This window comes from Lutimonas sp., assembly GCF_051011215.1.
Classification (GTDB): Bacteria; Bacteroidota; Bacteroidia; order Flavobacteriales; family Flavobacteriaceae; genus Lutimonas.
In genome coordinates this window covers 14,479-26,207 of sequence record NZ_JBPCUJ010000006.1, presented here as the reverse complement: position 1 = coordinate 26,207, position 11,729 = coordinate 14,479, and the positions used below count along the sequence as shown (strand labels likewise).

Genomic DNA, 11,729 nt, shown 5'->3' with positions numbered 1-11,729 from the left:
TTTACTTCTCAAACATATTATTTCATGTAGCGAATTAAAAAAAGTAAACAACAGGAGCGGAACAATGTCTTTGCTAACTTTTGCAAATGAAAATCATCCAATAACATGAGAACATTCCATATTCTACTTTTTTCACTTGCTTTGATACCGTTATTCTGCTATGTTGGAATAGAGAAACCTCCATCAAAAAAAACGATCATAAAAACGATCGGGTTTTATAATGTTGAAAACCTGTTTGACACGGTCGATGATTCCCTAACTATTGATGAAGACTATACTCCTGCCGGGAAGAATCATTTTACAATTACTCAATACAAAAAGAAGATACACAACACCGCCAGAGTACTTTTAGAATTAGGGGGTAAAAACAATGAATTTGGGCCGGCAATCATCGGACTTGCGGAGATAGAAAATTATTCCGTTGTACATGATCTGGTAAACGATGTACGCCTAGTCAATTCTTCTTACCAGATCATACATAAAGATTCCCCTGACAGAAGAGGTATTGACGTAGCTTTAATCTATCGTGATTCTGAGTTTTTCCCTTTAGATTTTAAGTTTATTGAGGTCAAATTATGGGATGATTCAGGACGGCGAATTTATACTCGCGACATTTTATATGTTAAAGGGGTACTCGAAAATGAAGAGCTGCATCTAATTGTCAATCATTGGCCATCAAGGAGAGGGGGCAAATCGAGAAGCGAGTCTAAAAGAATGAAAACTGCTTTTCTGGTGCGTCAAATAACCGATGATATTTTACTGCGAAATCCAGAAGCCAAAATTCTGATTTTAGGGGATTTCAACGACAATCCTTCAGACAAAAGCATTAAAAAAAGCTTGTTGAAACCTATACAGCTAGAAAATCAACTCTTTTATCCCTTTTTTAACCCGATGGATGTCATGTTTAGAAAAGGATGGAATTCATTAGCCTATCGAGATGAACTTTTTTTGTTTGATCAAATAATCCTATCATCCATTTTCAAAAAAAAGAAAAACAAGGCTTTTGCCGGATTTCAATTTTATCGTGCTGGCATCTTTAATCCAGATTACTTAATAACTCCAAACGGCCCATATAAGGGTTATCCCATGAGAAGTTTTCAAAACAACCATTTTGCTGATGGATATAGTGATCACTATCCTGTCTATGTCAAACTCATTAAGTCTGTGAAAGAGTAATTTTTTACGACCTACTCTATATCCATCTCTTCAACTTCCACAATTTCATTGTTCTCGTAGACCACCTTTGTTTTTTTGTCCATAAACCAATAGTACCAGGTACCAACTTTGTCTCCGTGGTTGTATACAGCGACGCATTTCCGGTTGCCATTTTTATAATAACTCTCCCAGGAAGCATGCAGCTGATGGTCTTTATCCATAAAACCATGTTGCATAATAGCCCCATCTTCATAATAAACAGTCACTTCAAACAGATCCCCTATGGGTTCAATTTTTTGATTCTTTTTTTCCTGACAGAAAACAAAACTTGAACTTAGTCCCAAGATTATTAAAATGATTAACTTTTTCATTAAATTAGTCTTTTAAAGCCTTCCCTAAATTTAGGCCAAATTAGATGTTCATCCTATGACAATTGTCATTCTATAAATCATTACAATTGAGTTCGTTATCACCTAAAAAAAAACTATTCTATTCTCTGGGACTTCTCTGCTACGTGTTTTCGGCGCCTTCTTTGTTCGGACAAGATGATTGGATCGATTATGTTACAATGAAAGAAAAGGGGGTGATGTCCATCTCCATTGATTTAAGTCTGGATCTTGTGAAGCCTAATTATAAAAACATGTTGATTGTGGGAGGACAGTTTCAGGACTGCTATAAAAACGGTTTCCCCCATAAAGAGGCCTTGGAAAGTTTGTTTGCTTTTTCCGATTCAACGGCGGCAACGATTAATAAAATCACAGACAATCGACTCACGGCCTTTATGACCTATCAATGTATGGGGTTTGATGTTTTTTATGTGAAAGATACGGTTGGTCTCAGAACGGCACTAACCAAAATGCTCGAAGCTAATTTTCCTGCGAATCGTCCTTATGTTAAAATCAGTAGAGATAAGTCATGGGGCTATTATAGAAATTATTTGTATCCCAGAGATTTTTCTGCAGAGTATCTGATTGATCACGATTACCTCCATGATTTAGTGCTTCAGGGAGATGATCTTCTGGGGCAACGAAAAGTTTATCATTGGCTTTATTTCAAAAATGTTGAAAAAAGAAATCTCTTTGGGAAAAAGATGAAAAACCTCAATTTTTCCCTGGATTCTATTGCATATAGAAAAAACAACACTCTGCCCTATCAGCTGACAATATCGCGCCAAGATTCCATAGACCCTCTAAATGTTTATAAGTTAACCTCGATGTTAAGAGGCTTGTCAGGGTCCATGAATGGTCAATATGATGGCTGGAGTACAGAAGTGATTTTAAAAGAGTAGTTCTTCGTAAAAAAGAAATCATGAAAAATCAACCTTCTCCAATAATTCTTGATGGCGGTCTATCAAACGTGCTCGAATCAATGGGTTGCGATCTGAATCACCCCTTGTGGACTGCAAAGTTAATAGAGACTCATCCAGACCTACTTATAAAAACGCATTTGATATATCTGGAAGCCGGGGCCAGAATTATTAGCAGCGCAGGTTATCAGGCTTCCATTGAAGGGTATCTTTCATTGGGTAAGACCAAAGAAGAAGCCATCGAATTGATAGCAGGCTCTCTTGATCTGGTTCTAAGAGCAAAAAAATTATATATAGAAAAAAACAGGCCTGATTACCTTGTTCAAGTGGCAGCAAGTATGGGGCCTTATGGAGCATTCCTGGCAGATGGCTCTGAATACAGTGGAGATTATAAAATATCTGATCGAGAATTGACAACTTTTCACCAATCAAGAATAGAAATATATGAGAACAAAGGGGCCGACTATTTAGCCTTTGAGACCATTCCAAGCTTTCAGGAGGTAAAAGTATTGTCAAAACTATTAGATCAATGCCCTAGCCAGAGCTGGGTTTCTTTTTCGTGTAAAAATGATTCTCAACTCAATGATGGAACTCAAATCAGTGACGCCGTCTCTCTTTTATCAGAGCATCCAACTATTTTTGCTCTTGGGGTGAATTGTACAGCACCAAAATACATGACTACTATTATCGCCACAATTAAAGAATATGCCCCTCAAAAAAAAATAATTATCTACCCGAATTCTGGAGAAGTATACCATGCTGATTCTAAGACATGGAGCGGAATTTCAGATCCTTTGGTTTTTGAAAAAATGGCGCTTGAATGGTCTAAAAAAGGAGCAGACATTATTGGTGGCTGTTGCCGAATTGGGCCTGAGCATATCGCCAAATTAAGCCGTGTAAAATAAACCCTCTCAGGCTAACAATATAGCCATATACCTAGCGTTTATTCTCGTATTATCCATCATCTACCAAACCAAACGCTATGAAAAAAATAATTTCTTTATTCTTGTTGTTCACATGCTTAAGTTCAATTGCTCAAATTCGCTTTGAGAAAGGATATTACATCGACAATAAGGGTGATAAACAAGAAGGCTATATCAAAAATTTCGAATGGAAGAATACCCCTTCGGAGATTGAATTCAAAAAGGCAGATCAAGAAGTCAGCTCCAAACTTGAGATTCAGGAAGTGGCATCTTTTTTTGTCGGGAATCAATTATATAAAAGATTTACAGGACAGATCGATCGATCCAGTTCCATTCTTGAAAAAATGAATTCGAGCAAAAACCCAATTTTCAAAGAAGAGACCCTCTTTTTATTGCAGTTGGTTGACGGGAAGCAAAAACTATATGTATATAACGACAAAAGCCTTAGTCGCTATTTCTTTGGCACTGACGATTATGATATAAGTCAATTGGTGTATAAAAAATATCTAAAAAACCAATCATCTGTTGGAGAAAATAATCTGTATCAACAACAGATCTTACAAGAGTTGAATTGTAATTCGATCAGTCAAAATCGAATTCAGCATACTTCGTATACTAAAAACGATCTTGTAGACCTGTTTAAAGAATATAACCTGTGTGTTAATCCAGATCTAACCTTTGAATCAACAAAAAGTAAAGGAAGTTTCCAGATCAATATAAGGCCTGGAGTTACGATCAATGAATTTAAAATTACAGGTGATGATTCTTTCTATGAACAAGATGATTTTTTGAATTTCGGAAATTCACCTGGGTTTAGATTTGGAGTTGAAGGGGAATATATCATGCCATTTAACAAAAATAAATGGTCAGCTACAGTTGAACCAACCTTTCATTTTTTCAATGACTCTGGCTACGATTATAATGAAAATCCAACGAGCATCAACTATTCGGCTTTTGAACTACCCATAGGAATTCGTCATTATATGTTTTTAAATGATAAAAACAAATTATTCGTCAATGCATCATTAATGCTTATTTTTCCTATGAATTCTGAGGTCGAAATTGAAACCCCTTTTAATTATACATTTGAAAAGAGTCCTAATTATGCCCTAGGAATTGGCTATAAGTTTAGAGAAAAATTTAGTTTTGAATTTCAGTATAAGGGAAGTCAAAACTGGTACTATGACCCACGATATAATAAACGATTGTCTGAATTAAGAGGTGTTTCATTTATTTTAGGCTATTCATTGTTCTAATCGAGGAATAGAAGGCTGGCAACCTCTTCTATTTTGCTTACTTTAAGAATTTCAATGTTATAATTCTTCTTTGCAATCTTACTGAATTTTGAAACAATAATTTTTTTAAAACCTAATTTTTCGGCTTCCTGAATTCTTTGTTCCACACGAGAAATAGCTCTGATTTCACCAGCCAAACCCACTTCAGCAGCAAAACATATATCCTGTGGAATTGAAATTTCATTGTTTGACGACAATACCGCAGATACTACCGCCAGATCAATGGCCGGATCTTCTACCCTGAGCCCACCAGCAATATTCAAAAAGACATCTTTGGCACCTAGTTTAAAGCCTGCTCTTTTTTCTAAAACAGCCAATAGCATATTCAGCCTTTTGATATTGTAACCTGTACAAGAACGTTGAGGCGTACCGTATACCGCTGTACTTACAAGAGACTGAACTTCTATCATTAATGGCCTCATACCTTCCAATGTGGCTGAAATAGCTGTTCCTGTAAGATCAGCATCCTTTTCTGAAATTAATATCTCTGAAGGATTATCCACTTCTCTTAGTCCTGTATGCTGCATTTCATAAATCCCTAGTTCTGCTGTTGAACCGAATCTGTTTTTCTGAGCTCTGAGAATTCTGTATGTATGGTTACGATCACCTTCAAATTGAAGAACAACATCTACCATATGCTCCAAAATTTTAGGACCTGCAATATTCCCTTCCTTGGTAATATGGCCAATCAAAATCACTGGAGTATCCGTCTCTTTAGCGTATTTAATAAGCTCTGAAGTTGTCTCGCGAATCTGTGAAATGCTTCCCGGCGAAGCCTCAATATAATCAGTATGCAGGGTTTGAATTGAATCAATTACGATCACCTCAGGAACAGTCTCCTGTGCAATTGTAAAAATCTGCTGGGTTTTGGTCTCGGTTAATATCAGGCAGTTTTCATTGGAATTCTCCAAACGGTCGGCCCTTAATTTTATCTGGGTCATACTCTCTTCTCCTGAAACATACAACACCTTGTTTTTCATTCTTAAGGCTATCTGAAGCAATAAAGTAGATTTTCCTATTCCAGGTTCTCCTCCCAGCAAAACAACTGATCCTTTCACCAAACCTCCTCCTAAGACCCGATTTAATTCATTATTACAGGTCCCTATTCGTTCTTCATTCACGGCAGTTATTTCGCCTAATTTAACAGCCTTGGTGTTTTTTTTCTCTTTGTTTGGCCCTTTCCACGATTTGCTGTCTTCCTTTTGAATTACCTCTTCAACAATTGTGTTCCATTCATTGCAAGAGCTGCATTTTCCTACCCATTTCGGAAATTGAGCTCCACAATTTTGACAAAAAAAAGTAGTCTTGGTCTTGGCCATAAAGGAATTTAAAAGTAGTTATTTATATGTTTTTAATGCCAGTTCTTCTCCGTCAAAAACAGCATAAGTAAAATGAGAAATCCAATCTCCCGTATTGATGTAAGTACTGTTATCACCTACCTTTATTTCCATGGGCAAATGCCGGTGTCCAAATAAAAAGTAGTCGTAGTGCTTTTGCTCTAATTTCCGTTTGGCATATTGTGCCAGCCATTCGTTTTCTTCTCCTAGAAAAACAACATCCTCATCTCCGGATATTAACTTATTCTTAGTGGATAAATATTGCGCAAGTTTTACACCAATATCAGGATGTAGCCACCTGTAGAACCATTTCGACAAAGGGTGAGAAAAAACCTTTTTCATCCGCTTATACCCCTTGTCTCCGGGGCCTAATCCATCTCCATGGCCTATTAAAAACTGTTTCCCGCTAAACTCGAATTCTTTGGGCTGATGGTATACCGGGATCCCTAATTCTGTTTCAAAATAATTAATCATCCATAAATCGTGATTACCTACAAAGAAATAGATTGGAATACCACTGTCTCTGAGTTCGGCAATTTTACCTAAAACCCGGACAAAGCCCTTGGGTACAACTGTTTTATATTCAAACCAAAAATCGAACAAATCACCCAACAAAAAAATAGCCTTGGCATCTGTTTTAATTTCATCGAGCCAAGACATAAATTTCTTCTCACGTACCTTACTACTTGCAATATCGGGGATACCAAAATGCTGATCTGAAGCAAAATATATTTTTTGTTTGTCACTCATTCTTTATGATTCTAACATAAGGTCTCTATCATGATCGGTTTTGGTCATCAGCAAACCACTCGGCATATGAATTTGCCGTTTCGTATAATTTTAACGAATGTAACAAAACATTTTGAGGTAATTGTTTCTTAATTCGCTCTGAAAAATCGAGCAACATATTTTCACTTGTTGGCTGATAAGGTACCAGCACAACATTATGTGAGTGTTCATTAATGGTATTTGCAAGTTCTTTATGTGGAGAATTCTCATTGAGTACAACAGCATGATCGAATTTATTTACGATCTCCTTTTTAACGATGACTTTTAAATCTCCAAAATCCATTACCATCCCATTTTTAGGATTTTCCGAATCAATAATGGGCTCTCCTATAACCGTGACATATAAATGATAACTATGACCATGAATGTTTTTACACTTGCCGTCATATCCATAAAGGGCATGAGCCGATTCAAAATCAAAATGCTTGGTAACTCTTATTTTATTCATCCTTTCTATCTTATATTACGTTCAAAGCTTTGCCAACCTTCACAAAGGCGGCAATAGCCTTGTCTAAATGTTCTTTTGTATGAGCGGCACTCAACTGTACCCTAATTCTGGCTTTTTCTTTGGGAACTACAGGGAAAAAGAATCCAATCACATAAATGCCTTCATCCAATAAGGCATTGGCCATATCCTGAGACAACTTGGCATCGTACAGCATCACTGGTACAATAGCAGCATCCGCCCCAACCAGATCAAATCCTGCTTCTTCCATTTTTGTTCTAAAATAATTCGTGTTCTCTTCAAGTCTGTCCCTCAAACTCGTATCACTTTCGATGAGATCAAAAACTTTTAAGGTGGCTCCAACAATAGCAGGAGCGAGAGAATTTGAAAACAAATACGGTCTTGATCTCTGCCTTAATATATCTATGATTTCCTTAGGTCCTGTGGTATATCCTCCCATGGCGCCTCCCAGCGCTTTACCAAAAGTTCCGGTGACGATATCCACACGTCCCATCACATTCTTTAATTCAACAGTTCCTCTTCCTGTTTTACCAATAAAACCGGTTGCATGACATTCATCAACCATCACCAGGGCATCGTATTTATCTGCCAGATCGCATATTTTATCAAGTTGAGCTACGATTCCATCCATAGAAAAAACACCATCTGTTACAATGATTTTGAACCGATGGGCTTGTTTGTTAGCCTCAATAAGCTGCTTTTCAAGGTCCTCCATGTTATTATTCGCATAACGATATCTTGCCGCTTTGCACAAACGAACTCCATCAATAATCGATGCGTGGTTCAACGAATCTGAAATAATCGCATCTTCTTTTTGTAATAAAGGTTCAAACACTCCTCCATTGGCATCAAAAGCTGCCGCATACAATATGGTATCCTCAGTTGTATAAAAGTTCGCTACCCGCTGTTCAAGTTCTTTGTGAATATCCTGTGTTCCACATATAAAACGAACTGAGGACATGCCATATCCATGGACATCCATCGTATCTTTCGCTGCTTGAATCACCTCGGGATTATTGGATAATCCCAGATAATTGTTCGCACAAAAATTGATCACTTCCTCTCCGGTAGAGATCTTAATTACTGCATCCTGTGAACTGGTAATTATGCGCTCTTTTTTATACAATCCTGCTTCTTCAATAGAATTCAATTCTTTGACGAGATGATCTTTTAACTTCGTATACATTCCAATGACTGTTTTTACAATAATGAACTCTTTTTTAGGCAACCAACTCAATGCCCCCATAAATTGTCGTACTGAAAATCAAGCTTTTGAGAATAACAATACCTTCTGTTGGCCGCACTCTGGCAAAAGTATGAAATTATGGGGTATTTGTATTTCGTTATTAGTATTTTTGGCCAATAATCTATAGGTATGGCCAGAGACGAAAAAGTCAAAATGCAGTGGGAAGAGATCCAAAATACTGTTTCTGAAAAATTTGGTGGAGGCGAAAAGATGGATCTTGATTCTATTATTTATCTCATAGGGATACAGGAATTAGGAAAGGGATATAAAAAGTTTAGCAAAGACGAGAAATTGAATATTATGCATATCGCCATTTGCAAACTCCTTGAGCCCTTTGGTTATTATGAATTCGATTACTTTGATGAAGATGGTTGGCCCCATTATAAAACAATTGACGAGTTACCGACCTTAAAAGCGGGTGAACAATCTGTTTTGATGAAAGAAGCCGTTGTTCTATACTTTGAAAATTCAGCTACCTAATTTCTGTTTTATCATTTTAGGATAATTGATATTTTTTTCCTGGCAAGCTTTTCACTAATCCTTTTAATTCCAGTTGCAATAAAAGTGTTACCGTCGATTGAACACTTAAGCCTGTTTTAATTGACAATTGATCCAATTGTATCTTTTCATTTAACTTCAAATACTCACAAATCATTTTTTCTTTGGCATCGAGCTTCGTAAACAGCTCGTTTCGCAATACCTTCTGCGCATCCTTATCAGCGCTCCATCCCAGCAAATATTCCAGATCATCACCGGACTCGATGATGGCAGCCCTATGTGTTTTGATGAGCATATTACACCCTTTGCTTTTAAGATCTTTTACGCGTCCTGGAACCGCAAAGACATCTCGGTTATAAGATGCGGCCAGATCTGCGGTAATCAATGATCCTCCCCTATCTGCCGATTCAATGACGATCGTGGCCTCAGAAAGTCCGGCAATAATCCTGTTTCGCTTCACAAAATTCGATTTTTCCGGTGCTGAACCTGACCAGAATTCTGTATACAAACCACCATTCTCTTTCATTTTTTCAGCTAATTTATAATGTGAGCGAGGATATATTCTGTCCAGCCCATGTGCAAGAATTCCTATGGTACATAAATTATTTCGAATGGACTCCTGGTGCGCACAGCTATCCACTCCATAGGCCAGACCACTTACAATAATGGGATTGTATTTTTTTATCGATTGTACGAAATTCGCTAAAAATTCTTTTCCATATCCTGTCATCTTTCTGGTGCCTACAATACTAATAATCCTTCTTTTACCCAAGTCAAATTTCCCTTGTTTAAATAACAGAATGGGGGCATCATAACAATTCCTTAGCGCCGATGGATAGGATTTATCTTCGATGCTTGAAGTGTCAATATTTTGTTTTTCTATATACTTTAATTCTCGTTCTGCATTTTTATACACCTTCACACTCCCTATTTGATTTATAATTCGTTCGCTGATTCCTTTGATCAACTTTAGTTCCCTGCGATCAGGTCGAAAAATATTTTGAACACCTCCACAATGTTCAATCAGTTTTCTGGCATTTACAGGCCCGATCCCCTCAACAGATTGCAGGGCCAAATAGTAAAATAAATCCTCTTTTTTCATACTAAGCATTTGGTTTTCAATTGTGCATGCTTTTGTTAATAAATATGAAATAGGAAATGTCAACCATGAATGTTTTTTTTTAGATTTGTTTAAGTAAAACTAAACTCCCTTAACACTTGAATCTAGCGAATTACATCAGTGATCTCTTATACCGATACGAATGTGTTATCGTTCCTAAGTTTGGAGGATTCGTAACCAATAATCAGTCGGCGAGAATCGATGCGTCAAACAATACCTTGCATCCACCTTACAAGCAAATTACTTTTAACAGCCATCTTACAAACAATGATGGTCTTTTGGCAAATTATATCGCTTCGGTAGACAACATCTCTTATGAATGTGCTTTAAATTATATTCAGTTTGAGATTGATGCCTGGAAAGAAAAAGTGAAAGCACAAGAGCTTACCTTAAACGGATTAGGGGCTTTTAATCTGATTAATTCAAAACTTCATTTTGAACCTCAGCAAAAAATCAACTACCTCACTTCTTCCTTTGGTTTATCAAATGTAGTGAGAAGCGAAATAGCCCGAGCACAGGCTGTAAAAGAGCAAAAAGAAGCTGTTGTACCAAAGGTAATTCCGATTGTCGAAGCAGAGAAAAAGGCACCAAACTACTTGAAATACGCAGCAGTATTCGTAATTGGTCTTTCTGCCATTGGTTTTGCGGGTAAATATTACCAAAACCATATACAGGAAAAACAATTAGTTGAGGCTCAGAAACAGCAGGATCTGATGGAGGAACAAATCGAAAGCGCGACTTTTATGATTTCAAAGCCGCTGCCTACCTTAAATCTTGAAGTTTCGACTGTTGGTAAAAAAAGTTTTCATGTGATTGCAGGTGCGTTCAGATTCCCTGAAAATGCCAATCGCAAAGTGAATCAATTGCTTCAAGAGGGATACGAAGCGCGTATTTTGGGAGTGAATAAATGGAATCTTACCGTCGTTTCCTATGGTAGTTATTCCAGCCGAAATGAGGCTGTAGAAAATTTGTCTGAAATCAAGAAAAATGTAGCCAAAGATTCTTGGTTGCTAATTCAGGATTTTTAGATTGCCTCAACCTTAACACAGGAATTCAATATTAATTTAGTCTACTTCTTTTATCATGCAGAGCAAGACCTCAAAAGAATCTTTGACCGTAATGACCGATTTGGTCTTACCAGGAGAAACCAACCCTTTAGATAATTTATTTGGAGGAGAATTACTGGCCAGAATGGATAGGGCATCGAGTATCGCTGCCCGCAGACATTGTAACAGAATCACTGTGACCGCTTCAGTGAATCACGTTGTTTTCTCTAAGGCTGTACCTGTGGGGTCTGTTCTTACCATAGAAGCTAAAGTTTCCAGATCGTTCAATTCATCCATGGAGATTTTTGTGGATGTTTGGATGGAAGACCGGGAGTCAGGAGGAAAGACAAAAGTAAATGAAGGTATTTATACTTTTGTGGCAGTAGATCGAACAGGGTCCCCAGTAAAAGTTCCTGAGATTATCCCTGAAACAGCTCTTGAAAAGGAAAGGTACGAGGGGGCATTGAGAAGAAAACAATTGAGTCTGGTCCTGTCCAAAAAAATGGACCCACAGGACGCCACGGAACTTAAAGCCTTGTTTTTATAAG

Annotated in this window: 13 protein-coding genes; 7 read left to right on the top strand and 6 right to left on the bottom strand. The window is 37.3% G+C overall.

What is annotated here, in order from left to right; translation table 11 throughout:
- Positions 1–105: 105 nt before the first annotated feature.
- Positions 106–1,176, top strand: coding sequence for an endonuclease/exonuclease/phosphatase family protein (locus ACR2MV_RS00485; RefSeq protein WP_434019901.1), 1,071 nt, complete (start codon positions 106–108; stop codon positions 1,174–1,176).
- Between the two features lie 11 nt (positions 1,177–1,187).
- Here the strand turns inward: ACR2MV_RS00485 and ACR2MV_RS00480 are convergent, their stop codons facing one another.
- On the bottom strand, positions 1,188–1,526 hold the full coding sequence (locus ACR2MV_RS00480; RefSeq protein ID WP_434019900.1) for a toxin-antitoxin system YwqK family antitoxin: 339 nt from the start codon (positions 1,524–1,526) through the stop codon (positions 1,188–1,190).
- 86 nt (positions 1,527–1,612) lie between these two features.
- Between ACR2MV_RS00480 and ACR2MV_RS00475 the strand changes: the two genes are divergently transcribed.
- From ACR2MV_RS00475 to ACR2MV_RS00465, 3 genes are all read left to right on the top strand, one after another.
- Entirely contained in the window at positions 1,613–2,443 is an 831-nt protein-coding gene (locus tag ACR2MV_RS00475) for a ribonuclease E inhibitor RraB (protein WP_434019899.1), read from the top strand.
- A 20-nt stretch (positions 2,444–2,463) separates the two neighbouring features.
- Positions 2,464–3,366 (top strand): homocysteine S-methyltransferase, encoded by a 903-nt coding sequence (mmuM, locus tag ACR2MV_RS00470; RefSeq protein ID WP_434019898.1) that lies wholly within the window; start codon positions 2,464–2,466, stop codon positions 3,364–3,366.
- 77 nt (positions 3,367–3,443) lie between these two features.
- Positions 3,444–4,640: a hypothetical protein gene (locus ACR2MV_RS00465; protein WP_434019897.1), complete on the top strand. Its 1,197-nt coding sequence runs from the start codon at positions 3,444–3,446 to the stop codon at positions 4,638–4,640.
- Here the strand turns inward: ACR2MV_RS00465 and radA are convergent.
- Genes radA through kbl form a run of 4 tightly spaced genes read right to left on the bottom strand, consistent with a single transcriptional unit; the run spans position 4,637 to position 8,457 of the window.
- Positions 4,637–5,998: a DNA repair protein RadA gene (gene radA, locus ACR2MV_RS00460; protein ID WP_434019896.1), complete on the bottom strand. Its 1,362-nt coding sequence runs from the start codon at positions 5,996–5,998 to the stop codon at positions 4,637–4,639. The two genes, ACR2MV_RS00465 and radA, sit on opposite strands and share 4 nt — an antisense overlap.
- A gap of 18 nt (positions 5,999–6,016) precedes the next feature.
- Positions 6,017–6,766, bottom strand: coding sequence for a UDP-2,3-diacylglucosamine diphosphatase (locus tag ACR2MV_RS00455; RefSeq protein ID WP_434019895.1), 750 nt, complete (start codon positions 6,764–6,766; stop codon positions 6,017–6,019).
- Between the two features lie 28 nt (positions 6,767–6,794).
- On the bottom strand, positions 6,795–7,253 hold the full coding sequence (locus ACR2MV_RS00450; protein ID WP_434019894.1) for a 6-pyruvoyl trahydropterin synthase family protein: 459 nt from the start codon (positions 7,251–7,253) through the stop codon (positions 6,795–6,797).
- Positions 7,254–7,263: 10 nt separating this feature from the next.
- A complete protein-coding gene (kbl, locus tag ACR2MV_RS00445) occupies positions 7,264–8,457 on the bottom strand; it encodes a glycine C-acetyltransferase (RefSeq protein ID WP_434019957.1) in 1,194 nt (397 codons plus the stop codon).
- A gap of 189 nt (positions 8,458–8,646) precedes the next feature.
- Between kbl and ACR2MV_RS00440 the strand changes: the two genes are divergently transcribed.
- A complete protein-coding gene (locus ACR2MV_RS00440) occupies positions 8,647–8,997 on the top strand; it encodes a hypothetical protein (RefSeq protein ID WP_434019893.1) in 351 nt (116 codons plus the stop codon).
- Positions 8,998–9,013: 16 nt separating this feature from the next.
- On the opposite strand, the gene dprA is transcribed toward ACR2MV_RS00440, so the two are convergent.
- Complete coding sequence (dprA, locus tag ACR2MV_RS00435; RefSeq protein WP_434019892.1) at positions 9,014–10,117, bottom strand: DNA-processing protein DprA; 1,104 nt, start codon at positions 10,115–10,117, stop codon at positions 9,014–9,016.
- A 116-nt stretch (positions 10,118–10,233) separates the two neighbouring features.
- Here dprA and ACR2MV_RS00430 point away from each other — a divergent pair, with 116 nt between their 5' ends.
- Entirely contained in the window at positions 10,234–11,163 is a 930-nt protein-coding gene (locus ACR2MV_RS00430) for an SPOR domain-containing protein (protein ID WP_434019891.1), read from the top strand.
- 55 nt (positions 11,164–11,218) lie between these two features.
- Entirely contained in the window at positions 11,219–11,728 is a 510-nt protein-coding gene (locus ACR2MV_RS00425; protein ID WP_434019890.1) for an acyl-CoA thioesterase, read from the top strand.
- Position 11,729: the final 1 nt, after the last annotated feature.

Coding starts and splice junctions, on each gene's coding strand:
- ACR2MV_RS00485 (WP_434019901.1), top strand. CDS start 106: ATGAGAACATTCCATATTCTACTTTTTTCACTTGCTTTGATACCGTTA.
- ACR2MV_RS00480 (WP_434019900.1), bottom strand. CDS start 1,526: ATGAAAAAGTTAATCATTTTAATAATCTTGGGACTAAGTTCAAGTTTT.
- mmuM (WP_434019898.1), top strand. CDS start 2,464: ATGAAAAATCAACCTTCTCCAATAATTCTTGATGGCGGTCTATCAAAC.
- ACR2MV_RS00465 (WP_434019897.1), top strand. CDS start 3,444: ATGAAAAAAATAATTTCTTTATTCTTGTTGTTCACATGCTTAAGTTCA.
- radA (WP_434019896.1), bottom strand. CDS start 5,998: ATGGCCAAGACCAAGACTACTTTTTTTTGTCAAAATTGTGGAGCTCAA.
- ACR2MV_RS00455 (WP_434019895.1), bottom strand. CDS start 6,766: ATGAGTGACAAACAAAAAATATATTTTGCTTCAGATCAGCATTTTGGT.
- ACR2MV_RS00450 (WP_434019894.1), bottom strand. CDS start 7,253: ATGAATAAAATAAGAGTTACCAAGCATTTTGATTTTGAATCGGCTCAT.
- kbl (WP_434019957.1), bottom strand. CDS start 8,457: ATGTATACGAAGTTAAAAGATCATCTCGTCAAAGAATTGAATTCTATT.
- ACR2MV_RS00440 (WP_434019893.1), top strand. CDS start 8,647: ATGGCCAGAGACGAAAAAGTCAAAATGCAGTGGGAAGAGATCCAAAAT.
- dprA (WP_434019892.1), bottom strand. CDS start 10,117: ATGAAAAAAGAGGATTTATTTTACTATTTGGCCCTGCAATCTGTTGAG.
- ACR2MV_RS00425 (WP_434019890.1), top strand. CDS start 11,219: ATGCAGAGCAAGACCTCAAAAGAATCTTTGACCGTAATGACCGATTTG.